This window comes from Paenibacillus sp. FSL H3-0457 (assembly GCF_037981725.1).
In the GTDB taxonomy this organism is placed as follows: Bacteria; Bacillota; Bacilli; order Paenibacillales; family Paenibacillaceae; genus Paenibacillus; species Paenibacillus amylolyticus.
Genome location: NZ_CP150283.1, coordinates 500,344 through 525,441 on the forward strand (window position 1 = coordinate 500,344; position 25,098 = coordinate 525,441).

General features: G+C 45.4%; 23 protein-coding genes. 20 read left to right on the forward strand and 3 right to left on the reverse strand.

Features of this window, described 5'->3' with window-relative positions:
* Window positions 1–2: 2 nt before the first annotated feature.
* Window positions 3–758 (reverse strand): NAD(P)-dependent oxidoreductase, encoded by a 756-nt coding sequence (locus MHH25_RS02380; protein WP_340019026.1) that lies wholly within the window; start codon window positions 756–758, stop codon window positions 3–5.
* A 16-nt stretch (window positions 759–774) separates the two neighbouring features.
* Window positions 775–1,161, reverse strand: a complete 387-nt coding sequence (locus MHH25_RS02385; RefSeq protein ID WP_340019027.1) for a VOC family protein — start codon at window positions 1,159–1,161, stop codon at window positions 775–777.
* 174 nt (window positions 1,162–1,335) lie between these two features.
* On the opposite strand from MHH25_RS02385, the gene MHH25_RS02390 reads away from it, so the two are divergent.
* Window positions 1,336–1,848 carry a hypothetical protein gene (locus MHH25_RS02390; protein ID WP_340019028.1) on the forward strand — a complete coding sequence of 171 codons (513 nt, stop codon included), beginning with the start codon at window positions 1,336–1,338 and terminating at the stop codon, window positions 1,846–1,848.
* 422 nt (window positions 1,849–2,270) lie between these two features.
* Here MHH25_RS02390 and MHH25_RS02395 read toward each other — a convergent pair whose 3' ends face one another.
* Window positions 2,271–3,506 carry an MFS transporter gene (locus MHH25_RS02395; protein ID WP_340019029.1) on the reverse strand — a complete coding sequence of 412 codons (1,236 nt, stop codon included), beginning with the start codon at window positions 3,504–3,506 and terminating at the stop codon, window positions 2,271–2,273.
* Between the two features lie 387 nt (window positions 3,507–3,893).
* On the opposite strand from MHH25_RS02395, the gene serS reads away from it, so the two are divergent.
* The 19 genes from serS to MHH25_RS02490 all read left to right on the forward strand — a co-directional run bounded on the left by serS (window position 3,894) and on the right by MHH25_RS02490 (window position 25,088).
* Window positions 3,894–5,192: a serine--tRNA ligase gene (serS, locus tag MHH25_RS02400; protein WP_340019030.1), complete on the forward strand. Its 1,299-nt coding sequence runs from the start codon at window positions 3,894–3,896 to the stop codon at window positions 5,190–5,192.
* 421 nt (window positions 5,193–5,613) lie between these two features.
* A complete protein-coding gene (locus MHH25_RS02405; RefSeq protein ID WP_340019031.1) occupies window positions 5,614–6,720 on the forward strand; it encodes an Ig-like domain-containing protein in 1,107 nt (368 codons plus the stop codon).
* A 353-nt stretch (window positions 6,721–7,073) separates the two neighbouring features.
* Window positions 7,074–7,625: a GrpB family protein gene (locus tag MHH25_RS02410; protein ID WP_340019032.1), complete on the forward strand. Its 552-nt coding sequence runs from the start codon at window positions 7,074–7,076 to the stop codon at window positions 7,623–7,625.
* Window positions 7,626–7,629: 4 nt separating this feature from the next.
* Window positions 7,630–8,037 carry a DUF2809 domain-containing protein gene (locus MHH25_RS02415; RefSeq protein WP_211085635.1) on the forward strand — a complete coding sequence of 136 codons (408 nt, stop codon included), beginning with the start codon at window positions 7,630–7,632 and terminating at the stop codon, window positions 8,035–8,037.
* Between the two features lie 28 nt (window positions 8,038–8,065).
* The gene (locus MHH25_RS02420) at window positions 8,066–8,623 is read left to right on the forward strand and encodes a GNAT family N-acetyltransferase (RefSeq protein ID WP_340019034.1); all 558 of its coding nucleotides are present in this window, start codon (window positions 8,066–8,068) and stop codon (window positions 8,621–8,623) included.
* A 51-nt stretch (window positions 8,624–8,674) separates the two neighbouring features.
* Window positions 8,675–9,004, forward strand: coding sequence for a DUF952 domain-containing protein (locus MHH25_RS02425; RefSeq protein ID WP_036616752.1), 330 nt, complete (start codon window positions 8,675–8,677; stop codon window positions 9,002–9,004).
* A gap of 69 nt (window positions 9,005–9,073) precedes the next feature.
* Window positions 9,074–9,664 (forward strand): DUF1572 family protein, encoded by a 591-nt coding sequence (locus tag MHH25_RS02430; protein WP_340019035.1) that lies wholly within the window; start codon window positions 9,074–9,076, stop codon window positions 9,662–9,664.
* Entirely contained in the window at window positions 9,661–10,251 is a 591-nt protein-coding gene (locus MHH25_RS02435) for a histidine phosphatase family protein (protein ID WP_340019036.1), read from the forward strand. Before MHH25_RS02430 ends, MHH25_RS02435 begins: the two co-directional genes overlap by 4 nt.
* A 61-nt stretch (window positions 10,252–10,312) precedes the next feature.
* The gene (gene pxpB, locus MHH25_RS02440; protein ID WP_340019037.1) at window positions 10,313–11,032 is read left to right on the forward strand and encodes a 5-oxoprolinase subunit PxpB; all 720 of its coding nucleotides are present in this window, start codon (window positions 10,313–10,315) and stop codon (window positions 11,030–11,032) included.
* Entirely contained in the window at window positions 11,029–12,060 is a 1,032-nt protein-coding gene (locus MHH25_RS02445; RefSeq protein ID WP_340019038.1) for a biotin-dependent carboxyltransferase family protein, read from the forward strand. The genes pxpB and MHH25_RS02445 overlap by 4 nt, the downstream gene beginning before the upstream one ends.
* Window positions 12,060–12,833, forward strand: coding sequence for a 5-oxoprolinase subunit PxpA (locus tag MHH25_RS02450; protein ID WP_340019039.1), 774 nt, complete (start codon window positions 12,060–12,062; stop codon window positions 12,831–12,833). Before MHH25_RS02445 ends, MHH25_RS02450 begins: the two co-directional genes overlap by 1 nt.
* Before the next feature lie 86 nt (window positions 12,834–12,919).
* On the forward strand, window positions 12,920–13,378 hold the full coding sequence (locus MHH25_RS02455; RefSeq protein ID WP_339285239.1) for an NUDIX domain-containing protein: 459 nt from the start codon (window positions 12,920–12,922) through the stop codon (window positions 13,376–13,378).
* Between the two features lie 461 nt (window positions 13,379–13,839).
* Window positions 13,840–14,256 (forward strand): pyridoxamine 5'-phosphate oxidase family protein, encoded by a 417-nt coding sequence (locus MHH25_RS02460; RefSeq protein ID WP_074093246.1) that lies wholly within the window; start codon window positions 13,840–13,842, stop codon window positions 14,254–14,256.
* 483 nt (window positions 14,257–14,739) lie between these two features.
* The gene (locus MHH25_RS02465) at window positions 14,740–17,007 is read left to right on the forward strand and encodes a bifunctional 2',3'-cyclic-nucleotide 2'-phosphodiesterase/3'-nucleotidase (RefSeq protein WP_340020437.1); all 2,268 of its coding nucleotides are present in this window, start codon (window positions 14,740–14,742) and stop codon (window positions 17,005–17,007) included.
* Between the two features lie 212 nt (window positions 17,008–17,219).
* Window positions 17,220–18,278, forward strand: a complete 1,059-nt coding sequence (locus tag MHH25_RS02470; protein ID WP_340019040.1) for an EAL domain-containing protein — start codon at window positions 17,220–17,222, stop codon at window positions 18,276–18,278.
* Between the two features lie 173 nt (window positions 18,279–18,451).
* The gene (locus MHH25_RS02475) at window positions 18,452–20,545 is read left to right on the forward strand and encodes a methyl-accepting chemotaxis protein (RefSeq protein WP_340019041.1); all 2,094 of its coding nucleotides are present in this window, start codon (window positions 18,452–18,454) and stop codon (window positions 20,543–20,545) included.
* A 180-nt stretch (window positions 20,546–20,725) separates the two neighbouring features.
* Entirely contained in the window at window positions 20,726–22,018 is a 1,293-nt protein-coding gene (locus tag MHH25_RS02480; protein WP_340019042.1) for an arsenic transporter, read from the forward strand.
* Between the two features lie 308 nt (window positions 22,019–22,326).
* Entirely contained in the window at window positions 22,327–24,192 is a 1,866-nt protein-coding gene (locus tag MHH25_RS02485) for a PRD domain-containing protein (protein ID WP_340019043.1), read from the forward strand.
* Between the two features lie 17 nt (window positions 24,193–24,209).
* Entirely contained in the window at window positions 24,210–25,088 is an 879-nt protein-coding gene (locus tag MHH25_RS02490; RefSeq protein WP_340019044.1) for a ketose-bisphosphate aldolase, read from the forward strand.
* Window positions 25,089–25,098: the final 10 nt, after the last annotated feature.

Sequence of the window (25,098 nt, forward strand, 5' to 3'; positions counted from 1 at the left end):
AATTATCGTGGCGAATCATATAAGGCAATCTGACTGAGTGCAAAAGCATCGGATTTTGGGTCATAACCTACCTGTTTCTGAGTGGTTTCCAGATTCAATCGTTTAAACCGATTATTCGAGATCCCATGCAGTATGGTGAAGGGTTCCAGATCGGTAGTTGTAATTGCTTTGAACATCAAATCACACAAGTCAGCCGGACTAATATATGCGCTCATATCCCTTGCCTCCAGCACTGGTCCGTCCGGTTGAAAATCATCATATGCACCTATACGTATTGCTACACTTTGTAAACCTTCGGTATACGCAAAATAGGAAGCGAGCGATTCTCCAAAACATTTGCTAACCCCGTACAAATTCCGTGGGCGTGTTGGCATGTCCGGATAGACTTGAGCATCAATGGGATACCCCTCAATCGTCTGTGCACTGCTTGCAAGAATGACTCTTCGTACACCTTGGTCTTTAGCTGCACGGAATACATTAAATGTACCTTTGATATTGATGTCCAACAACGATTCATAAAATCCGGCATTCGGGGAAGGATCTCCCGCCAGATGTACAACCACATCCATGCCTTCGCAAGCATGCTGACAGGCTTCGGGGTCTGTCACATCCAGTGTCATGATCTCATGGCCGGTCCCTTGATACGTATGCAGTCTGTCGATATTTAAATCCGTTAGTCGCAGGTGAAATGCCTCTGACAAGTGTTGGGACAAGTCACGTCCAATTTTTCCGGCTGCGCCGGTAATTAAAATGTTCATAAATCAACTCCAATTCTTAGCGCTGGAAGAACTCAATCCATTCCTTTTCAGGTCCATAGATGAAGAAATAGCGATAACCGTTAGGCAGTGTGATAATCTCTCCGTCGATAAATTCGGCTTCGGTGGATTGGATGCGTTGGTACTCAGAATCAAGATCATGCACGTGGATCGCAAAATGGTGCACCGTACCTTCGGAAGGCAGCTTGTCGCTGTATCCTTGGATTAACTCAATCTCAGTCTCATTACTTCCATTAAAGCCAAGGAAGGCGAGCTTAATGATACCGTTGGTGTGGGTTACCCGGTCTTTCAATTCCAATCCAACAACCTCCGTATAGAAACGGAGTGTAGTTTCCAGATCACGAACGGCAATGCCGACGTGGTCAATGCGTTTTTGAAAACTCACAATCAAAAACCTCCTTATATATTGAAATTTTCTACCATTTTAAGGGATATCATAGAGCTGTACTACATGGTTGTCAAATCCAATTTTAAATTGGAAAAATCATAATTGTTCACAGAATGTTCACTTATGTGGAGGGTTTCCTTATCTCTATAATTACGAAGGTAAACAGAGAGGATGAGAGAATTGCCAACTAGCAAGAAGGAACAAATTATTTTCGGATTAATGATGTGTATAGGAATGGTCTTGGTCATGATGTTCTTCAATCTATGGCACAGTGGGTTACTCGGCAAGATGTCCCCGCTTGAAATACTGCTTCAATTCATATTATGTTTTGTCATTGCGTTTCTGGTGGAGTCTTTCATTGTTGGTCCTGTGGCGAGAAAGATTGCATTCTCCTTGCCCTTCGACAAGTCCAATAAGATTTTAGGTGTGCTCGTCATTTCATTTTTCATGGTGATTGGCATGGTTCTGATCATGTCCATGTATGGAATGATCTCGGCATATCTCGCTGATCAATTAAATGGGGGGTCATCCGTAATCCGCACGTATCTCCATACAATCGCTCGTAACTTCAGCCTGGCGCTTCCATATCAGTTGATCGTTCTGGGACCACTCGTCCGATATGTATTCGGTAAATTCATCAAGGATAACGGGCCTGTATTGCCTGTCGTTAATAAAAGTGTGTGATTTGGTTGACCATAAGTATTTCCTGGGCAATCTTATGCAAATGAATAAATCGAATTCTTTCCCTTGATTTAAAGTAATCAGAGGCAAAGATAGGATACTTTCCACCACGATTACAGCGCTAACGAATCGAGAACATCTTATTAGGCCAGTTTTTAGAGAATGAAAAATCTAACGAATCTCTGCGGCGTTATTATGCAAAAAACCTCCAAACGAGGAATTTAATTGAAGCTAACTATCTATAATAACGTCTCTAGGATTCGTTAGATTTCAAATATGCAGAAATGGAGGGGAATAGCGTGTGCTAGGTTCGTTAGAACAGAGTAACACTACAAAAAAATGCCCACCGTCAGGTCATGACAGTAGACATTACAATTTCTTTAATAGGTATTTCTAATCCTCAGGACTGGATCGACACAGAACTGTTAAGTCGCAGAATTCACTATATGTTTGTTCTGCCATTGATACGTGATTACGCTAATGACAAGCAGGCCAACTGCAAAGATCGCAAGCATCCATGCAGACTGATTAACCGCGAGATGATCAAGACTCCATCCCGTAGTCAAAGGCAGAATAGCACCACCAACCCCACCTGAGGCAATCAAAATGCTGGGTGTGGATTCTTCTGTTCCGGGCAGCAGTTTACTGGCGAAGACAAGGGCAATGGAGAATATCCCTGACATCGCAAGTCCAAGCAGTAAGATGATGAGAAATGCAGACCATATTTGGTTTGTAAATGGAAATACCATTAACAAGAGAACAGACGCAAGACAACTGTACAGGACATAGACGCGGTATTGGAATTTCTCTGCGATATAACCGGCGAAGAGCCGTCCCACGGACATGGCAATCCAGAAACAGGTGACACTAAGGGCTGCTCCGGCTTCCTTCATGTTCATTTTCTCAATCAGGATCGCCGGCATGAAGTTCGCAAGACTCATCTCTGTGCCAACATAGAGGAAGAAGAACAGGACGAATAATACCAGAAGAGTCCTGTTACGGCCACGATAGGTTGGACTGGATGTACTTGCAGATGCGGGATGCATCTCATCCGATGTCCCAGCACTGTGGGAATGTACTGAACCTTTATTTGAACTCTGTCGCTCTAGAAACTTATCGAGTTCACCGAATGATCCCTTCGCCCAGAATATAAAGGTCAGCGCTGCGCAGATGGCAACAACGAGAAATGACAGGCGCCAGTATCCAGCAGCAATCAGACCGCTGGCAATGAGCGGCATGACCATCGCTCCGATCCCGAATAACACTTCCAGTCGACTCATGGCAACGGCTGTATTGTCTTTGATTGCAGCGATGATAATGGTCCCAATAACAGCTTCAACCATTCCGAATCCAAAGCCGGCAGCGGGTGCAATGACGAACATCCAGCCCCATGGTGGCAGCAGCATGTAGGATAATTCTGCAATACAGAGCAACGCTGTGGCGATTAACAGGCCTCCCCGTTTACCAAAGCGTCTGTTCAGCCATGGAGATAACAATACACCACCCAGGAATCCGGCAAATTGGGCAAAGATCAGCGTTCCGCCTTGGCTATAATCTTTGCCGTAATGTTCAAGTGCAACCGGTAGAATGGAACCGAGCACAACGTGGGCAAGTCCAATCAGGAAATAGGACAGACATCCGATCCAAAGTAATTTTTTCATAAAGAACTCCTTCTACTTATATACATAAATTGAGGATCACAATAAAGCGCAATCTTGAAGACAAAGTCTATCATAACAGGACATGTTAAGTTGTGCCATGAATTCCTGATCGATACAGAAGGTTGCAATCTGGTCCGGCGTTCGTATATACTGAGACCAACAATTACAGATCGGACCATGCCGTTGAAGAGCATCCAACTCGGAGGCGTTTTCGCCAGGGGAGCGATATTTCCCCAAGTTAACCGGAACCGCCCGTTATCGCGGACCAAGAGGCTGGAAGCAGGATATCCTGATTCAGCAAGTTGGGTGGCACCGCGAGCAGAGCGCTCCTCGTCCCAAGGGATGAGGGCGCTCTTTGTATTTTTACAGCCAAAGGAGACGGTGACTATGTTAGAAATGAAATGGATTCGGGCACATGCAGAAGAGGTTCAGGCAGCGGCAGACGGGAAAAAAATCAAGATCAACATTCGCACATTGTTAGAGCGGGATGAGGAACGCAGGGCACTTTTGCAGGAATCGGAAGAAGGACGCAGATTGCGCAATACGTTATCCGCGGACATTGGCAGACTCATGCAAGCCGGGAATCGGGAACAGGCCGAGGGTTTGCGGGCTCAGGTGAAACAGATCAATGAACAGTTGGAACAGGTGGAAGCGAGGCTCGCCCCTGTGCAGGAGGAAGTAACCAAGCTACAATGGCTGGTACCCAATATCGTGTCCCCGGATACCCCCAATGGCTTGTCGGACGCAGACAATGTAGAGCTACGACGTGTGGGAGAGGTGCCAACGTTCGAGTATAACACCAAAGATCACGTGGAACTTGGGGAGTTGCATGATCTCATCGATATTCCCCGTGGAGTTAAGATTGGCGGTACGCGAAGCTATGTATTAAAAGGCGCTGGCCTGTTATTACATCGAGCAGTACAGCAACTTGCGCTTGATTTGCTTCTGAAGCACGGCTTCACACCGATGGAGGTTCCGCTGATGGTCAGGGAGGATGCACTGGTGAACACCGGATTCTTCCCAACCGGTCGAGATCAGGTCTATGAACTCGAAGGGGAGAACAAGTGGCTGGTGGGAACTTCTGAAGTGCCGCTGGTGTCGTATTATGCGGATGAGATTGTCGATGTTAAGGAACCGGTGAAGCTGGCCGCGGTATCGACGTGTTTCCGCAGTGAGGTTGGCTCCGGCGGACGGGATGTACGCGGATTATACCGTGTGCACCAATTTGCCAAAGTTGAGCAAGTTATTCTCTGTGCCCCTGATGCGGAAGAATCGGAACGCATGTTACAGGAGATTACAGGACACGCCGAAGAATTGCTGCAATTACTGGAACTGCCGTATCGTGTTGTCGCTGTATGTACCGGAGATATGTCGCAGAAAACGTACAAACAGTATGACATCGAGACCTGGATGCCAAGCCGCGGTGCATATGGAGAAACACATTCGTCGTCGAATCTGCATGATTTTCAGGCTCGCCGATCAAATATTCGTTGCCTCGATGCCGAAGGCAAGTTGGCGTATTGTCACACGCTCAATAATACGGCGGTGGCATCGCCGCGTATCCTGATTCCGTTGCTTGAGAATCATCAGCAGGAGGATGGAAGCATTCGCATTCCGGTAGCCCTGCGGCCATATATGGGCGGCGCCGAGAGCTTGATTTTGCCAGAGCAGGATGAAGTGAAGTAGAGAAGATAGGTAACGCTTTAGTAATTCAAAAAGGGGATGTTCCACACGTCATGTTGCATGTGACGATGGACATCCCCTTTTAAACGGTAACACTATTTAACGAACCGATCTCCTAATATTTTGTGCTGAATTTAACTGATCTGGTAAGTGCTTGAACCTCAGATATAGCTTGCTTCTTTGATTAAAATTTCTTCGTTTATGTAAGTAAATAAAATTATTTCTTAAATGTCAACGCAGCTTCCATTCACGCTCGTTAATGATTTCAATTTGTCCAGATTCAAGGGCGCGGCCTTCCCATATTATACAATGAAAATCATGAATTGTTCCAAGACTCTCACTTATGTTATTCAACTTTATGCAATTCATATCCGATATAATATAATAGAAGTAAAATATTGGATTATGGGAGATGGATATAGAAATGAGTAGAATCAAACTGGCGCTTCGAGGCACGCTTGCTCTAATTATGGTATTAACAATATTGGTCCCTTCGTTGGCCTTGGCGGCTACCGGTGACGTGAAATCGATTGAAATAACCAATAGCAGCCCGCAGAAGATGAGTGTTTCCGAAACAGCTACGCTTCAGGTGATGGCAACGGTAGAAGGTTTTGATAACAAACAGGATGTTACCGAAGGCGTGACTTGGTCCACCAGTAATGCAGCAGTCGCGACGATGGTGAAAGGCAAAGTCAAGGCTGTGGCCGCGGGCGAAGCAACCATTTTTGCAGAAGTAGACGGGTCTAAAGCCCAGTTGGTTGTCCAAGTGCAGGAGAAGATCAAAGGCATCAAAGCTTCACCGAAATCCTACAGTTTCGTTAAAGGCAGTGAAAGCACCCTTCCGAAAGTAAGCATTACCCGTGCGAATGGCAAGGAAGAGGATGTGACGTCTGAGATTGTGTGGTCCGTATCCACTTCTTCGGCTGTGCTGGAAAACGGTAAAATCAAAGGCGTTACACCCGGCAGAGTATTGCTGCAAGGCAAATACGGAACAACGATTGTGAAAGTCCCCGTTGCTGTGACGGATGAGATTACCAAAGTTGAGGTTACCCCTGCAACTATGCAGCTGAATATCAAGAAGTCCAAAGCGTTGAAGGTCATCGGGACCTACGCAAACGGCAAAACGATCAACCTTTCGAAACAGATCGTATGGACCTCTTCCAACACAAATGTAGCTATCGTGAAAAATGGAGCCGTTAAGACGCTGACAGAAGGACAAGCCACCTTGACAGGAACTTATCAAAATCAGACAATAAAAGCAGAGGTTACCGTTGTACCTTTGCTCAAAAAGTTGATTACAGGCCAGAAAAAACTGGTTTTGTCCCCACAGGGAAGTACAACGCTGAGTGTGATGGCACAGTATGATACGGGCAAAACCACTGTTGTGACCAACAGTGCGGTGTGGAGCAGCACAAAGCCGGGCGTAGCGACAGTAACAAATGGCAAGATCGTGGCTGTAGGCAAAGGTAAAACATCCATCACGGCCAAGTGGGGCAACAAAAAAGTGACGATCCCTGTTACGGTAAAATAAATCTTCATATTAATGAAACATCTTGCATGAATCAAAAGTTAGTTTCAGTACATGACACGTTAAAATCATCAATATCATCAAGGTAACAGACAACCAAGGGGCGTAGATATACGCTCCTTTTTTGGATATATAGAAATCAATATAAATTGAACTAAACATTTACACAAAACGTAGAGGACAGAAAGGACCTGAAGAAGCGGAGCGTTCGCCTTTATCACCGGATTTCCCCTTTATAAAAGGAATCAAAAAAATCTGGGGATAACAGCGATCGGAAGGTTGTTCTGTCATCGGAGTATGCAGTGTAAATATCTTTAGTTCAATTTATATCGCGAGATTAAGGAGTGAGCATGTTAATGACAGATCCATTGCAACCGGAAAACTGGCCTGACTGGGCGACAGAGGCGGTAGAGATTGCTCCGGCCAACCCCAATTGGGATGCGCAGGCTCAGGATGAAATCCGGCAACTCAAACGTCTTCTAGAGCAGTTTAATATTCATCAATTCGAACATATCGGAAGCACGTCCATTCCAGGGTTACCCGCCAAGCCCATTATTGATCTGATGGCAGAGGTACAGTCATGGGATGACATGGATCTGATTGCGGATCAGCTGAATCCGTTGGGCTGGAACTACGTTCCGCCTGAACTGGATGGACGGGAGTACAGACGATTCTGGGTCAGGGTTAAGGATGGCAAGAGAGCTGTACACCTTCATCTTATGCGCCCGGGAGAAGAACGCTGGGATCGTCAAATTCGGTTTCGGGATGTGCTGAGAAAACGCCCAGATCTGGTGGAAGCTTACGCCGTCCTGAAGACAAAGCTTGCTGATGAGAACAAGGAAGATAGGGAATCGTATACCGCTGCCAAAACGCAATTTATTTTACAAGTGCTTGATGAAGGCGTGTGATTGATTGAAAAGCGTACTTATCAGAGACAGGCTGATCTATTTCTTCGCAGTCATGATGACCATGGCGGCAGGACTCGCATCCAGACACTTCGGTGAACGATTGCCGGGTTGGGTGCATGAACATTTCGGGGATGCATGTTGGGCGGGCATGATTTATTTCGGAGTACGCATGGTGTGGCCTCATCGCAGCTTGGTATGGGCGATGTGTTTGAGCTGTGTATTCAGCTGGATGATTGAGTTCTCGCAGTTGATTCAGACGCCTTGGCTGATTGAGATACGCTCTACCGTATTAGGTGCTCTTATTTTGGGACATGGTTTTCTGGTGATCGATCTGATTCGATATACGGTCGGTATTCTGTGCATGGTTATGATAGATCGTTATTTCCTGAGAAATAAGATGGCTGGATCATGAACTCAAGTGAATCATGGAGGTGTGCTGCATGAATGTAGAAAAACTTTTTGCCGAATTGCCCGAATTCGAAACACAGCGGTTAAAACTGAGGCGGCTTACGATGGATGATCTTGATGAATATTATGCGTTTGCCTCTGATCCGCGAGTGAGTCAGCAAAGCTTGTGGAACTGCCATGAGACGGTGGAGGATTCAATTCAATATATTCAGCGGGTGCTGGATAATTATGAACGGAAAACGGTACATATCTGGGCTTTTGTTTTAAAGGAAACAGGGACCTTGATCGGGAGGGGTGGCATTTTTGATCTCAACGAACCCATGCAGAGTGCTGAACTAGGGTACGCGATAGACAGCAGTCACTGGGGTAAGGGGCTCGCAGCGGAAGCGATGCAACCCATCGTGGATTATTGCTTTCGGGAACTGGACTGCAATCGGTTGGAGGGGAAATGTAATGCAGGCAACATAGGCTCTGCACGCGTAATGGAGAAGCTGGGTATGTCGTACGAAGGTTTGCTACGCAAACAGTTGAAGATCAAAGGTGTATTTACGGATCAAAAATTGTACTCCCGTATCCGGGATGATCTATAATACTTCCAATGACTCATAGGGTACATCGCAGAAATTGAAGGAGGCAGAACCATGATCTATAGTATTATTTCCCGTTCGTTGTGGGAGCAAGTGTCAAAGGGGAGTGTGTATGCACCAGATAGCCTGGAGACGGACGGATTCATTCATTGTTCCACCAAGGAACAGATTCCATGGGTAGCCGGGCAATATTATGCAGGCCGCACGGATCTATTATTACTTAGTATTGATGAGAAGGCGTTAGAGCCAGAACTGGTGTATGAGGATCTCTACGAATTAAATGAACTATATCCACATATCTATGGAGAGCTCAATCTGGATGCGGTTCGCAAAGTCATTCCATTTGAACCGAATGCAGACGGCACATTCTCATTTCCTGAATAAAATAACATGTGACGTATCTTTCTGAACGTGATCAGGGGTCATATTACTTTTCCGAAGGGTGGTTAACGGATGGATATGAATCAGGTTTTTTTGGAGACAGCGGAGAAGCAATTCTTGTATTACAAGCAGCTCGGGGAAAAAGCCATGGCGCAACTGGAGTCCGAGCAATTGTTTCAATCTTGGAATGAAGACGCGAACAGCATTGCGGTAATCGTAAAACATCTATGGGGCAATATGCTGTCCCGTTGGACGGATGTACTGACAACAGATGGTGAGAAACCGTGGCGTGAACGGGACGCCGAATTCGTGAATGATATTTCTTCCCGGGAAGAGTTGCTCTCCAAATGGGAAGAAGGCTGGAATTGTCTACTCGAAGCCATTCGTTCGTTTACCCCGGAACAATTGTCTCATATCATATATATTCGGAATGAAGGTCATACCGTGATGGAGGCCATTATTCGGCAATTAGCACATTATCCGTATCATGTCGGGCAGATTGTATTTGCCGCAAAAATGCTCAAAGAAACAGCTTGGGACAGTCTCTCGATTCCGAGAAACGGGTCTTCTCAATATAATGGCGGCAAATTTGCCAAGCCGAAGGCACGCAAACATTTTACAGAAGATGAACTTCATATAGAAAAAGGTGAGGAACAACAATGACTCAAATTGCATTGATTCGCCATGGAAGCACAGCGTGGAATAAGGAAAAACGTTCGCAGGGACAGACGGATAATCCGCTGGATCAGGAAGGCAGGGAACAGGCAGTTTTACTTGCCGCGAGACTGGCCGAGGAATCCTGGGATGCCATCTATTCAAGTGACTTGGAGCGTGCAAGTGAGACAGCTCGCATCATTGGTGATCGCTTGGGCATTCAGGAGATTCATCTGGACCCTAGACTTCGCGAGATGGGCGGAGGACAGGTCGAAGGAACGACGGAAGAGGAACGGTTAGCCAAGTGGGGAGCGGACTGGAGTACCCTGGATCTTGGACGGGAGCTTGCAGATGCAGGGACTGTTCGAGGCAGTGCGGTGCTTGAGGATATTGTACAGCAGCACCCCGATGGAAGAGTGATTGTTGTCAGTCACGGGGCCGTTCTGCGGAATACACTGCGAGGTCTGGTGCCTGAACTGGATATTAGCGTGAAGCTCTCCAACACATCATTTACCCGGATCGCTAAGAAAGATGATACGTGGCAATGCGAACTGTACAATTGCAGCGTGCATTTGAATTCTTCCAGGGAGTCCTGATAGATGGATGCTCTGACGTTAAAACGCTAGCAAACTTTGTGGACAAAGGGGGAGATGGCGCATGACCAAACAGACGTATGCATGGACGGAGGAGATCCTATCTCCGCTGGGTGAGGTAGCGGTTATCATCCAGTGTGGAGATCAATTGTCTGACGCTGTGCAGCGCAGAGTGATGTCTGTCTGTGCTTTGCTGGAAAAAAACACTTTGCCAGCCATGATCGAATGGGTGCCTTCATATACGTCCGTTACGCTATTTTATGATCCGTTCATCTCCCCGTACCCCGAGTTATGCCGGATTCTGCTTCAGCAGTTGAATCAAATGAAGGAATCCGTACAAGACAACAAACCCAGAACGGTCACCATTCCCGTATGTTATGGTGGCGAGTGGGGCCCTGATCTGGACTATGTTGCCAGTGAACATGGACTGACCCCAGAAGACGTTATTGCGATTCATACATCCGGGGATTATCTCGTACATATGATTGGGTTTGCACCGGGTTTTCCGTATCTCGGCGGGTTGTCTGAACAGATTGCTACGCCCAGACGGGCAACGCCAAGGCTTCGGGTTGAGGCGGGCACAGTAGGTATCGGTGGCAAACAGACAGGAATCTATCCAGTGGACACACCCGGGGGATGGCAATGTATTGGACGAACGCCACTCCGATTGTTTCGGCCGGATGAGAACGTACCAAGTATGCTGGCAGCAGGTGATCGGGTTCGATTCAAACAGATTACGATGCAGGACTATCTGGCGTTGAAGCGGAAGGAGGGCGAACGATGAGTATTGAAGTGATTCGCCCTGGCCTGTTATCTACCGTTCAGGATGAAGGCAGAGCCGGCTATCGCCGGTATGGTATTCATCCTGGCGGGGTCATGGACTCCTTTGCAGCCAGAGCAGCCAATATGCTTGTGGGCAACTCCCGGCATGCGGCAGTGCTGGAGATGACGATGACGGGGCCAGAGCTTCGATTTCAGGAGAGCCAGCTAGTCTCATTATGTGGAGCTGATTTGACGGCAACGGTGGATCATCTGCCTGTACCTTTGTGGCGTCCTGTGCTGGTGCGGGCAGGAAGTGTACTGAAGTTTGGCCCATGTCGTCATGGTTTGCGTGGATATCTGGCGATTGCGGGTGGAATAGCTGTGCCTGAAGTGATGGGTAGTCGAAGTACAGACCTCAAGACAGGTCTTGGCGGTGTGGAGGGCCGAGCCTTGCACGTGGGGGATCTGTTATCCATAGGTGAACCTTCTGGTGAAGCGCAAGGTTGGATGCAGCGTATGGAGTATCAGGTAAAGGAGAGTGAGCGGGACCACCGAATATTGGCGCCTGCGTGGCTTTTATCTGAACGTGAAAGACCTGACTATTATGGGCAACCTGTTATTCGTGTGATGGAGAGCAAGGATAGTTTGCTGTTCAGCGAAGAGAGTCTTGCACAATTCTATGCCGAAAAATACGTGATTTCTTCGCAATCCGATCGAATGGGCTATCGCTTGCAAGGCTCCATACTGGAGCTGGATCAGCCCCTGGATCGGTTGTCTGAAGCCGTTACCTATGGCACAGTGCAGGTGCCACCGGATGGTCAGCCCATCATCTTGATGGCAGACCATCAGACGATTGGAGGTTATCCTGTCATTGCACAGGTAGCTCGGGTTGATATGCCAATCCTGGCTCAGGCTAGGCCAGCAACCCAAATTTCTTTTAAAAAGATTACGCATAATCAAGCCGGACAGTTGTATATGAAACAGGAAATCAATATGGAACTCATGGATAAGCTGATACGCAGAAGAATGGCAGGAATGGGGGGCACTTAATGAATACCTCGAAAACCTTGGATATCAATTGTGATCTGGGCGAAAGTTATGGTATATATCGCACGCTGTCGGACGAGGCCATTCTACCCTTGATTACATCAGCCAATATTGCCTGCGGATTTCATGCAGGAGACCCGGCTACAATGCGGCTGACGGTGGAGAGGGCATTGGAGCATCAGGTGGCAATTGGAGCCCACCCCGGGTTGCCGGATTTGCAAGGGTTTGGCAGAAGACGTATGGACATTACGCCACGGGAAGCATATGACATGGTGGTGTATCAGATTGGTGCGCTGGATGCATTTGTCCGGGCAAGTGGAGGGCGAATGCATCACGTAAAACCGCATGGAGCTTTATATAATATGGCCGCAGAAGATATGAAGCTTGCTGAAGGCATCGCCGAGGCGATCTATCAAGTGCAGCCTGATCTGTATTTGTATGGTCTGGCGGGCAGTGAGCTGATTCACGCTGCGGATCGCATCGGTCTGCGTAGTGTGAGCGAAGTGTTTGCGGATCGAACCTATGGGACGGACGGAAAGTTAACTCCTCGCAGCCAAGCTGGAGCCCTCATTGAAGAATCGGGACAAGCGATTGCTCAAGTGCTTCGGATGGTGAAAGACGGCGTGGTTGCATCCACGGATGGTACGTTGGTTCCCATTAAGGCAGAGACGGTCTGTATCCATGGTGACGGAGCATATGCTCTCGCATTTGCTCAAGAGATTCGTCGTGTGTTGGAATCGGAAGGCATTAAGTTATCCGCGCATACCACGGGATGATATTAATGTTCAGCAGAACAATAGTAGTATCAGGTTGTTCGGATTGAACTTTGAAATTTTGGAATGACAAGGAGTGAATGAACAGAATGAAACCCATACGCAACTCGGCAAAGGCTGTCATTGTGCAGGATGGACGATTGCTGGTCATCCGGCTGGAAGACCAATATGGTACCGCTTATGTGTTCCCAGGTGGAGGACAGGAGAAAGGTGAAGAACTCAAGGATGCGGTCGCACGTGAATGTCTGGAGGAGATTGGTCAGGCCGTGAATGTGGGAGAGCTGTTACATATCCGGGAGTATATCGGTAAAAATCATGAATTCGCCGAGTGGGATGCAGATATCCATCAGGTTGAATTTTATTTTGCGTGTAGCCTGATCGATCCGGAGGCAACCGTTTTTGAAGGCTCCAATCCAGATGACCACCAAGTCGCCGTGGAATGGATTGCACTTGAAGACCTGTCCAACATTCGTTTATATCCAAAAACAATTGGCGAATTGCTTCTTAAATCAGGCTCTTCTTCAATCTATCTTGGAGATCTGAATTAAATTAGCCATGAAGAAATATCGTGCTAACCCTTTTATGTAAACATTTTTATAAAGAACTTTTCCAATTTTGTCACGTTAACGTATCGGTTCATGGATTCACCATAGGTGAGGTGGGTACACTATAAGTACAGGCTTATTACACCTAACGTAAGTTGACTGTACTTATACACAGCAACGGAGCGGATAAAACCTAAAGAAACGAAACCTGCAAAGTTAAGTACAGGTTTCTGTTTGAACTTTAGCTTACCCACTCCTCAAATTGGAAGAACAGTAGACGTAGTGGAGGGGACGGAATCGATTCTGAGGAAGCAAAGCGTTCGCCTTTATCACCGGATTTTCCCTTTGAGAAAAGGGAATCAAAAAAATCCGGGGATAACAGCGATCCAAAGAACGATCCGTACCCGCAACGGCCGCCTACAAGAGTTCTTCAAATATCCCCCAAACCGAAAGGAGCACTTCCCATGAACCAGACTGAATTGGAACAAAACATTGTAAAAGCATTGGAAAACAACCCTTTTTGCAGCTTCTCCACTGTGGAGAATGGTAAACCAAAATCCCGCTATATGGCGCTTTTCAACGATGGACTGAACATTCATCTGGCAACGAACCGCCGTACACACAAAGTAGAGGAACTGGAGAATAATCCGAATGTTAGCCTGCTACTAGGTTATGAGGCTGGTGGTTCCAAGGAAGTAGTTGAGATTGAAGGAACCTGTGAAGTGACAAAGAACGAAGGCTTGCGTGAGCAAGTGTGGAACGACGAATTGAAGGCGTGGTTCGATGGACCTAATGATCCTAACTATGTCATTCTGGACATTACCCCGACTCGTATTGAATACACGGGGAAAGATCATGAACATCATGTGTGGGAACAATAATCCGAATATGAACATAACCTCTGCAAAGTAGCGTCCTTATGCGAAAATACGCGCAGAGTTTAATCCAACCGTGAAAGCCATTAAGGTTTCACGGTTTTTGGTATGGATGAATAACGCTGAATTGGATATACATGTAAGGCACATGTAATATACGTATTTCAAAGATAATAAGCACTAAATACCTACTAAAATGTTGAAAAAATTGTCGAAATCACGCATGATAATGTAAACTTACCTAGGTATGTGCGGGTAATGTAAAAAATAATGCTTTTCAATGACTGAACATTGCGTTATGATTTGGAATGTAAACGACAAGCACAGACATAAATAGATGTTCATGTGAGATAAACTTACCTGAAATTCCGATGCATGTCATCAGAGCGTCAGTACGCACAACCCATGAAATCTATCTTTTTTCTGCGCTCTTCGTTTGCCCATTAATGCATGATTCAATGTACATAACCGGGAGGGGTTATTTTGAAAATGAGAAAAAAAGTATTATCAAGCCTGACTGCCGCTTTGGTTGCATTAAACGTGCTTGCGGTATTTCCGGTACCTGTGTCGGCTGCGGATGCTGCCAAAGTTAAACTGCGGATCATGGAGACCACAGACATTCATACCAATCTGGTTAACTATGATTATTATTCCGACAAAGAGACAGACCAATATGGACTCGCCAAAACAGCAACACTGATTAAGAAAGCCCGTGACGAAGCGAAGAACAGCCTGCTGTTTGATAACGGGGATCTAATTCAGGGGAATCCGCTGGGAGACTACACTGCCAAAATTGATCCACTGAAAAAGGGTGAGACTCACCCTGTATATAAAGCGATGAATCTGCTCGATTATGATGCAGGTAACATCGGTAACCATGAGTTCAACTATGGTCTGGACTTCCTGGACATGACGCTGGAGGGAGCGAACTTCCCTTACATTAATGCCAATGTCTATGTAGACGATGGTGATGATGATGAGACAAATGACAAGAACTATTTCACACCGTATGAGATTTTGGATAAAAAAGTAACGGATGAGACTGGCAAAGAACATACGATTAAAGTGGGTGTGATCGGATTTGTACCGCCACAAATCATGCAATGGGACAGCGCTAATCTTGAAGGTAAGGTCATCGCCAAGGATATTATTGCTACCGCGAAAAAATTCATTCCAAAAATGAAGGCTGAAGGTGCCGACATTATTGTAGCCATCCCTCACTCCGGATTTGAGGATATCCCTCAAACGGATCTGATGGAGAACTCCGTACTGTACCTGAGCCAGGTAGAAGGCATTAATGCCATTCTGTTTGGACATGCTCACAAAGTATTCCCAAGTGCTGATTTTGCCGGCAAAAAAGGGGTAGACCTTGAGAAAGGGACAATCAATGGCGTTCCTGCTGTAGAGCCAGGGTTCTGGGGTGATCATCTTGGTATCATCGACCTGGATCTGGAACTGGTTGATGGCAAATGGAAAGTGGTAGATTCCAAAACGGAGGCTCGCCCAATCTATGACACAGCCAACAAAAAGCCACTGGTAGATGCGGATCAGGACATCATTGATGCGGTTCATGAAGAGCATGAAGGTACATTGGAGTATGTTCGTGGTCCGGTGGGCGAAACGACTGCACCTATCAACAGCTTCTTCGCTCTGGTTCAGGATGATCCATCCATTCAGATCGTAACGAATGCACAGAAATGGTATGTCGAAAAACATATGCAAGGTACGGAATATGAGAAAATCCCTGTATTGTCCGCAGGTGCACCGTTCAAAGCCGGTGGACGTTCAGGCGCTTCGTATTACACGAATATTCCTAAAGGCACCATTGCCATCAAAAACGTTGCTGACCTGTACGTGTATCCAAATACGGTACATGCTGTAATGGTTAACGGCGCAGAACTGAAAGAATGGCTGGAATGGTCTGCAGGCCAGTTCAACCAGATCGACCCGGCTAAAGGTGGACAACAACAACTGATCAACAATGACTTCCCAACGTACAACTTCGATGTTATCGATGGTGTAACGTATCAGATTGATGTGACACAACCAGCCAAGTATGACGGCAAAGCAACCGTTGTAAATGCATCGGCAAGCCGGATCAAGGATCTGAGTTTTAACGGTAAACCGATTGACCCAGCGCAAAAATTCATCGTAGCGACGAATAACTACCGTGCTTCTTCGTCCAAGCTGGCTAACCCGGACGGTAAACGTATCGTTCTGGCTGCACCGGATGAGAACCGTCAAGTGATCATCGACTACATCCGTGAGAATAAAACGATTAATCCGGCAGCGGACGGCAACTGGTCCCTGGCACCAATTAAGCCATCTGCTGGGTTAACCGCAGCAGCGCTGAACGATCTTGAAGTTGTGTTTGCTTCTTCCCCGGATGCAAAAGATCTGGTTGAAGCAAACCCGGCGATGTCTTTCATTGGTACAAATGATGATGGTTTTGCTGAATACGGCATGAAATTGACTGGAGAAGCAACAACAACTCCGAAACCAGGTACGGAGCCTGCTCCAACACCTACAAAGCCAACTAAACCTACGGAGCCGACTACTCCAACCAAACCAACGACCAAGCCACAGCCTGAGAAACCAGCGGGCGGCAAAGTGGTATATGTGGTGAAAAAAGGCGATAACTTGTACCGCATAGGTTTGAAATATGGTGTAGACTGGCGCAAGCTTGCGACAGCTAACCAAATCTCAAATGTGCATAACCTGAAAGTTGGACAGAAAATCGTGATTCCCGCTTCTTAAAGTTTAATAAGTTGAGGGAGACCGACAGTCATCAGACTGTCGGTCTTTTTTTCTGCAAATTTGAATATATTTGTTCCAAGAACCGTCATACAGGAAGTCATCAAAACAGTAGAGATTAATTTTAAGACCCATGATATAATATTTACAAACTTTGGGTATATACAAGTGAACATTAATGGACATGGAATCTAAATTGGCAAGGGGGGTCCTACATGAATTGCAGTGGCTGCAGTCCAATCTATCCTATAGAGGGCCAAGGTACCTTGTACTTGCGTCCCATTTCCCCCGCTTTGCTGGAAGCGCTACAAACGCCGGGAAGACTTATCGAGACGTCGGATGACATGATGTGGATGGATTTTTCGAATCTTGAGACGGTTCAGAATTTAATAAAAGAGATCGGCGAAATTGATCCGACATTACGTGATTCCCTAACCGTTCAGATTATGCCTATTTACGAACAGGTTAATGAAGAAAGCTGGATTAGTCTAACCATGCAGGAGTCCCGTTTCAAACATGCGGAGCTTGTTTCCATTATTCTGGAGCATCAATTCAGCAGTCATATGCAACCCATCGTTGATGCATCGGAGCAGATTATCGGATATGAGTTTTTGCTTCGTCCTGCTGAGAATGGAAAATCCTTTAGTTCCTATGAATTATTTGAAGTTGCGCGTGAGACCGGACTACATTCTTTTCTGGATCGATTGGCGCGTATTACTGCTATTGAGACCAGTGCCCTTTTTCTGCCGCATGGTGTCAAACGCTTCGTAAATTTCCTGCCTTCCTCCATATACAATCCCGAATATTGTCTGACACATACGTTTGAAGCGATTGAACGCCTTTCGCTGGACCCCAAAGATTTTGTGTTTGAAGTCGTGGAAACAGAGCAGATTCAGCATATGCCTATCTTGCAGCAAATCTTTGAGGTATATCGTTCCCGTGGAATGTCGGTTGCACTGGATGATGTGGGTGCCGGATATTCGACAATAGAGTTGATGAATCGGTTAGAACCGGATTTTGTCAAAATAGATCGAAGTCTTATTGATCGTTGTGATCAGGATTCGACCAAACAAGAGAAAATTCTTCATATTGTTGAGATGTCGAGTCGATTTGGAGGGCAAGTCCTTGCCGAGGGGATCGAACGAATGGAAGAGTTTGAATTCTGTCGTTCCATAGGTATTGAGCTTGCACAGGGCTACTATTTTGGTAAACCCTCTGCGCAACCCCCAGGCGGTCCTTACTCTAATACTTCATCTAATTCATGGAATAATTAGTAACCTGTACCTTGTACAAGTCGCTTCTGATCAGAGGTGGCTTGTTTGGCGTGCCTGCACATTTTTCTCTCAAATAAATACCCTCATTTAGCCGATATATAAGATAAGCCTTTTAGATTGATCCATACATACAAAGAAAGAGGGCATTTTTACATTTTGAGGGGGAGAAAGACATGAGTGAAACTCAGGATAATAAACCAATGAAAGCAGCGAAACCTGCCAAACCAAAACATAGTCAAAATAAAAAGAAGAAAAAGAAAGGTTTTGTCTGGAATATAAGGAACAAACTATTGGTCTCCTTCCTGGCCGTTCTACTCCTGCCAAGCTTGGCAGTCGGCTTAATCACACTAACGATGGCTGAAGATGGCGTACAAGGACAATTAGTGGATAGTGCCATGCAAAGTGTGAGCACTGCCAATACCATTGTAGAAAGCCAAGTGAATTACAAGATTCATGACATTAACTATTTCGCGGATGCTCTTGATCCGACCCTGATCAAAGGGGAGAACGATAGTCCCGAGCTTCAGTTGAAACTGGAGCAATATCTGGGCTTGCATCCCGATGCCATGAATATTTTTGTAGGAACAACAGACGGAGTCATGGTTCGAGGTAAACCAACAGCGAGCAGCACACGGGGAGATGCTTTTGACCCTAGGGAGCGGGAGTGGTACAAACTAGCGATGGAAAAGCCAGGTACAGCTGTTGTATCAGCTGTATCTGTTAATACCGATGGTGTTGCAGTTGTGTTTATCTCCAAAACATTAAAGGATCAATCCGGTGTCATCGGTTTATCTCTGGACCTGACAGACCTGCAAGAGCAGACATCCATTAAGGTGGGCAAAGAAGGCTACGTCATTATTATGGATGCAAACAAAAACTATGTCGTATCCCCTGTAGCAGATGCAGGTACGCCGGAAACGAGTGGCTTGCTGGATGAGATGTATGAAGGTCCAGAAGGTCAATTCGATTACGTGTTCAACGATCAGCCGAAGATGATGATTTTTTCAACAAATGAAGCAACAGGCTGGAAAATTGCAGGCACGATGCTCAAGAGTGAAGTAACTAATGCAAGTAAGGATATTCGCATGGCCACATTTATTGTTATTCTGGCGGCTACGTTCCTTACACTCCTCTTTATTATATGGTTTACACGCTCCATGCTGCGTCCAATTAAACGACTGCAGGAATCTGCCAGAGCCGTGAGTAAAGGTGACTTGACCGTGAAAATGGAAACAGGGCGTAAAGATGAAGTCGGAGAACTAGCGAAGTATTTTGAACGTATGGTCGATAACCTGCGGATGATGATTCTGGGCGTACAGGAAACGACAGAGCAGGTATCTGCTTCTTCTCAAGAATTGTCTGCCAGTGCAGAACAAACTACCAAAGCGATTGAACATTCAACACTGGCCATTCAGGAACTGGCTGAAGGTGCAGAGCAGCAGGTAAACAGCGTGAAAGACGGATCGGGACAGATGAGCCGAATGGCAGAAGATGTTCGAATGATGTCGGAGCGTGTGCAGTCGATTACGGCGAATATGCGGCATACGTCCGGAGCGGCTTCATCTGGGAATGAGGCAGCAGGACAGGCTGTGGAGCAGATGAACAGTATCCAGGAAACGGTGGAGCAGCTGGGGACGGTGGTTCAATCTCTGAATGCCCGTTCCGTTGAGATTGGTAGCATGGTTGATGTCATTGCATCCATCTCCAAACAAACAAACTTGCTCGCATTAAATGCTTCTATTGAAGCGGCAAGAGCGGGGGATGCGGGCCGTGGGTTTGCAGTTGTAGCCGGTGAGGTACGCAAACTGGCAGAAGAATCCGGAAGTTCGGCAGCGCAGATCGGTGAGGTGGTTCATAATATCCGTCAGGACATGGATGCCGCTCTAATCGCTATGAATGCGGCTCAGACCCGGGTAGGAGAAGGAATTCAGGCCGTGAATACGTCAGGACAATCCTTTGCTCAGATTCGGGAGGCGGTGGAAGATGCTGTTCATACATTGGATGACTTGTCCGCAACAACGAAACAACTGGAGAGCGGTGCATCCCACGTTGCCAAGGCGATGAGTGATATTTCGAATGTGACCCAGGAATCGGCTGCGAATACAGAATCCGTGTCGGCATCTTCGCAAGAACAACTGGCATCGGTAGAAGAGATTGCATCATCCTCGGCACATCTGAATAGCATGGCGGAACAATTACAAGGACTGCTTGGCATGTTCAAGATGGTAGAGGATACACCGAAGGATAAGGGAAACGATAAATCCTAACATTGGAACACCATAACTTACCACACAATTTATATTAAAAGAAAATAAAGATAGACAATGTTCCTGTTGCCCTGTATAAATATATCGTCTGGTCATTCCGCGCATAGAGCGGTGTAATCTTACAGTATAAGATTGAATTAACGAAATAATATATTGATACAGGGTACAGCAGGAGGCTCTATGGTATACGTAGCAATACTGATTTTTGTAGTAACGATCACCTTGGTGATCTGGCAACCTCGTGGATTGGGTATCGGTTGGACTGCCTCGGGTGGGGCATTACTTGCCCTGTTGTGTGGAGTCGTCAGCTTAAACGATGCCTCGGATGTGGCATCCATTGTATGGAATGCAACGCTGGCCTTTGTCGGCATTATTATGATTTCTCTCATTCTCGACGAGACGGGTTTCTTCGAATGGGCTGCCCTTCATATGGCAAGGCTGGCTGGAGGAGACGGTCGCAGACTGTTCTTCTACTCCATTCTGCTGGGAGCCGCGGTGTCTGCCTTGTTCGCGAATGACGGTGCCGCGCTCATTCTGACGCCAATTGTGCTGGCCATGGTGCGTGCATTGAAGTTTGATGAACGCATGGTGCTGGCTTTTGTGATGGCGAGTGGATTTATCGCCGATACCACGTCGTTACCGCTGGTCGTTAGCAATCTGGTTAACATTGTGTCGGCCGATTTCTTTGGCATTACATTTGTGGAGTATGCTGTACGCATGGTTGTGCCCAATCTGTTCTCAATCGTAGCGAGTACGGGGATGTTGTTTTTGTTTTATCGCAAAAGCATACCCCTTCGCTACGACATCTCCGCGGCACGTGACCCGAAGGAAGCAATACGTGATCCACGGATGTTCCGAATCGCCTGGTTCATGCTTGGGCTGTTATTGGTTGCCTATGCATCCAGTGAGTTTCTGCCGATTCCCGTGTCGGTTATCGTTGGCTCCGTTGCGTTGCTGTTCGCTTTGTTGGCACGCAAGAGCGAGGCTGTTGATCTGAAACGGGTAATCAAGGAAGCGCCATGGTCGATTGTGGTGTTCTCGGTGGGCATGTATATCGTCGTATATGGACTGCGGAATGCAGGGTTAACGGATCATCTGAGCCGCTGGCTGGATGCCATAGCAGAGCATGGTCTGCTGGCTGCTTCGCTCGGGATGGGCATTATCGCTGCTGTATTATCATCGGTGATGAACAATCTGCCGACCGTGTTGATTAACCTGCTAGCCATCCAGGGCGCGCATACCGAAGGTATCATTCAAGAAGCATTGATCTATGCCAATGTCATTGGTTCCGACCTGGGTCCCAAAATGACCCCAATTGGATCACTTGCCACATTGCTGTGGCTGCACGTGTTGTCCCGCAAAGGTGTAAAGATTACATGGGGTTACTATTTCAAAGCAGGCATCGTCCTCACGATCCCAACATTGTTGATCACGTTGGCCGGATTGGCGTTGTGGCTCTGGATTTTAGGTTAGTGCAATCGTATTTTACATTTTCAACTAGCACAGACCGTTAAGTGTCTGGAGTAGGTAGTGTTGTACGGATCGCGCTTATTGTTATGGATGTAGTGGTACTATACAAAAAAACCAACCTTTTTAGAAGGTTGGTTTTTTTGTGTTCTGTTTTCCTTCCCAAACGATTCTTAAATAGAATACTAACTTAGAATTTAAAAAAAGTGGGTATCATAAACGAATACACGATCACTTCCTAACTATTAGGAAAGAGTATAGGCTTGGTGGATATAAAGCGCTTGCATTAGTATGTGTGTAAGGAGGAAAGCCAAATGAGAAAACGTTACATTAAGCTATTAGAGCATTTAAAACAATCTGAGCATGATTTTGTGAGTGGAAGCGAATTAGCTAATCTATTTAATGTAACGACTAGAACGATTCGCAATGACATCAAAGAAATAAATGAAAATTATTTAGATAAAGCAATGGTTATTGGCAATACTCGCAAAGGATACAAATTAGTCGGGGATTTATCCAGCCTGTATAAAAATGAAGATGATGACGAAGAAAGAGCATTTCATATTATCAAAGCACTGTTATCGCAGACTGATTTTATTACGTACGAGGATCTGGCTAGAACGCTTTATTTTTCGACTCAAACGATCCGTAAAGACGTGCAAAAATTAGTGCAAACGATTCAAGCAGAAAAGCAGAACATCGAAATTGAAGCGATTATTTTCCAAGGTATCCGGCTTAAAGGAAGCGAAGTTGAGAAACGGATTTTGCTCAAAAAATTAGTCACTACCGATTGTCTTAAACACATGCCGATAGACGAAGCACTGCAATACTATTTTGGCGATTGGTTCAACGGATCTTCTATTCATTTTATCTACGCTTGTATTGAAGAAGAGGTGGCCAAGTATAATTTATTGCTAAGTTTTCAAGAATTATTCTCGATCTGTGTGAATGTTTTGATCAGTCTTAAACGAGTAAGTCTTGCACAAAAAATAACTGAACAGGATATGAGGTTGGATCATACAAGCTTTGAAGAATTAAAAATAGCCCAATCTATTTTGATCCGTCTGGCTCAAGAAATGGATATCCCTTTTGATGAATATGAGTATCAGTATTTAGGTTACCTGCTGATCGCATTGCAGATCTTACCTAAAAAAAATGAAGAAATCGGGCATGAACACGTGAATGAAATGGAACAAAAAATCAAATCAGTGATCCAAAAAGTTGGGGAGCAATATGGATTCATCAGCTACAAAAACCAAGAGTTACTTGATCGATTATTAGCTCATATTACCAAATTATTATACCCATTAAAGTATTATTTCCCTGTCGAAAATCCTTTTATTGCTCAAATAAAATCAGAATATACCAATGCTTATAATGTCGCAGTTGTGTTGGCAAAAGAATTGCAATTTTGTTTAAATATCAAAATACCTGAAAATGAAATCGGTTACTTGACGTTACACATTATGGGCATTATTGAGAACTCTCAAGATAACAGAAAACGGATTGCAATTATTTATGGCAAAAATCTATTAGTCGGCAAGCTATTGGAGCGTAAGATTAATCTCTATTTTCCGAATATTAGAATCGATAGTCTATTAGCTAATCATGAAATACATCTTCTTCCCGAAGGAATTGAAACGATTATCACAACGAGCGAGATTGCGGAACAACAGCAGTTAAATGTACAAAATATCATTCTGGTAAGTGAAATGATTACAAGTGATGATATGAAAAATATTTCGATTCAGTTAAATCGTGGACTACTCAAATATTATTTATCACCAGATGATGTTTTTTTCCTAAATGAAGACAATCCAATTGATTTGCTAAAAAAACTTACAGAACTAGGCGATATTCAGCATTTATATACCAGTATTGTGGAAAGAGAAAAAATGTCGAGTACCAATATTGGGAATTTGGTCGCGATGCCCCATCCATTTGATTGTGGAGATAACAAAAAACTACGTGTACTGGTAGCGATTAATAAGCAGAAAATGCTATGGGGTGATCAGATGGCGCAGATCATTTTTCTGTTTATTCCGCCGAAAAATCAGAAGGTGAATAACACCAAATTTTTCGAAGAAATTTACGATGTGTTTAAACAGACCAATATGACAGACAAACTACTTCATATCACCAATTACGATGAATTTTTGGAAGTCTGGTCTTCCAAATAAATCTAGGAGGAATTCAAATGTTAATTAATATGAAAGATTTACTTAAAGTAGCGTATGAAAATAAATTTGCAGTCGGATCATTTAATGTAGCCAATAGCGAGTTCGTCAAAGTGGTCATTACAGCCGCAGAGGAGCAGAATTCGCCTGCAATTATGCAGATTCACCCGAATGAAATTGATCTAGTCACTGATGGGTTTATAGCCTATGTGCGAGAAGCGGCATCCAAGTCTAAAGTGCCGTTTGTTATTCATCTGGATCATGGAGCGACGATCAAAGATATTACGCGTTCGATTCGCAATGGGTATACATCAGTCATGATGGATGCATCTCATTTACCTTTTGAGGAGAATATTGCGGCAACCAAGGAAGCGGTTGAACTGGCTCATCTGGTCGATGTATCTGTAGAAGGTGAACTAGGTACGATTGGGAGTAATGAAGGCAGCTCGGAAGGTGGAGCTGACGAGATTTTGTATACGAATCCAGAAGAAGCGGCGATTTTTGTAGAACAAACAGGTATCGATACACTTGCTGTCGCTGTAGGTACTTCACATGGTATTTATCCTCAATCCAAAGATCATTCGATCAAAATCGATCGTTTGAAACAAATTCATGAAAAAGTAAAAATTCCGTTAGTGCTGCATGGTGGATCAGATAATCCTGATGAAGAGATTAGAGAAGCAGTGAAGCATGGGATAGCGAAGATCAATTTATCAACCGATATGAAGCGAGCATTCTACAACCAATTAAGAGTGACACTCGATGCGAATCCGAATGCATATGAACCGGATCAACTGATGCCTGAGGCGACCAAAGCGGCAACAGAACTGGTGAAGAAAAAAATGGATCTGTTCGGTTCTACAGGTAAAGCATGCCTTTATAAACTGGGAGAAATTTAAGAGGAGAGAT

Excerpts from the sequence above, each read along its gene's own strand:
- MHH25_RS02380 (WP_340019026.1), bottom strand. The coding sequence starts at position 758 with ATGAACATTTTAATTACCGGCGCAGCCGGAAAAATTGGACGTGACTTG.
- MHH25_RS02390 (WP_340019028.1), top strand. The coding sequence starts at position 1,336 with ATGAGAGAATTGCCAACTAGCAAGAAGGAACAAATTATTTTCGGATTA.
- MHH25_RS02395 (WP_340019029.1), bottom strand. The coding sequence starts at position 3,506 with ATGAAAAAATTACTTTGGATCGGATGTCTGTCCTATTTCCTGATTGGA.
- serS (WP_340019030.1), top strand. The coding sequence starts at position 3,894 with ATGTTAGAAATGAAATGGATTCGGGCACATGCAGAAGAGGTTCAGGCA.
- MHH25_RS02405 (WP_340019031.1), top strand. The coding sequence starts at position 5,614 with ATGAGTAGAATCAAACTGGCGCTTCGAGGCACGCTTGCTCTAATTATG.
- MHH25_RS02410 (WP_340019032.1), top strand. The coding sequence starts at position 7,074 with ATGACAGATCCATTGCAACCGGAAAACTGGCCTGACTGGGCGACAGAG.
- MHH25_RS02420 (WP_340019034.1), top strand. The coding sequence starts at position 8,066 with ATGAATGTAGAAAAACTTTTTGCCGAATTGCCCGAATTCGAAACACAG.
- MHH25_RS02425 (WP_036616752.1), top strand. The coding sequence starts at position 8,675 with ATGATCTATAGTATTATTTCCCGTTCGTTGTGGGAGCAAGTGTCAAAG.
- MHH25_RS02430 (WP_340019035.1), top strand. The coding sequence starts at position 9,074 with ATGGATATGAATCAGGTTTTTTTGGAGACAGCGGAGAAGCAATTCTTG.
- MHH25_RS02435 (WP_340019036.1), top strand. The coding sequence starts at position 9,661 with ATGACTCAAATTGCATTGATTCGCCATGGAAGCACAGCGTGGAATAAG.
- pxpB (WP_340019037.1), top strand. The coding sequence starts at position 10,313 with ATGACCAAACAGACGTATGCATGGACGGAGGAGATCCTATCTCCGCTG.
- MHH25_RS02445 (WP_340019038.1), top strand. The coding sequence starts at position 11,029 with ATGAGTATTGAAGTGATTCGCCCTGGCCTGTTATCTACCGTTCAGGAT.
- MHH25_RS02450 (WP_340019039.1), top strand. The coding sequence starts at position 12,060 with ATGAATACCTCGAAAACCTTGGATATCAATTGTGATCTGGGCGAAAGT.
- MHH25_RS02455 (WP_339285239.1), top strand. The coding sequence starts at position 12,920 with ATGAAACCCATACGCAACTCGGCAAAGGCTGTCATTGTGCAGGATGGA.
- MHH25_RS02460 (WP_074093246.1), top strand. The coding sequence starts at position 13,840 with ATGAACCAGACTGAATTGGAACAAAACATTGTAAAAGCATTGGAAAAC.
- MHH25_RS02465 (WP_340020437.1), top strand. The coding sequence starts at position 14,740 with ATGAGAAAAAAAGTATTATCAAGCCTGACTGCCGCTTTGGTTGCATTA.
- MHH25_RS02470 (WP_340019040.1), top strand. The coding sequence starts at position 17,220 with ATGAATTGCAGTGGCTGCAGTCCAATCTATCCTATAGAGGGCCAAGGT.
- MHH25_RS02475 (WP_340019041.1), top strand. The coding sequence starts at position 18,452 with ATGAGTGAAACTCAGGATAATAAACCAATGAAAGCAGCGAAACCTGCC.
- MHH25_RS02480 (WP_340019042.1), top strand. The coding sequence starts at position 20,726 with ATGGTATACGTAGCAATACTGATTTTTGTAGTAACGATCACCTTGGTG.
- MHH25_RS02485 (WP_340019043.1), top strand. The coding sequence starts at position 22,327 with ATGAGAAAACGTTACATTAAGCTATTAGAGCATTTAAAACAATCTGAG.
- MHH25_RS02490 (WP_340019044.1), top strand. The coding sequence starts at position 24,210 with ATGTTAATTAATATGAAAGATTTACTTAAAGTAGCGTATGAAAATAAA.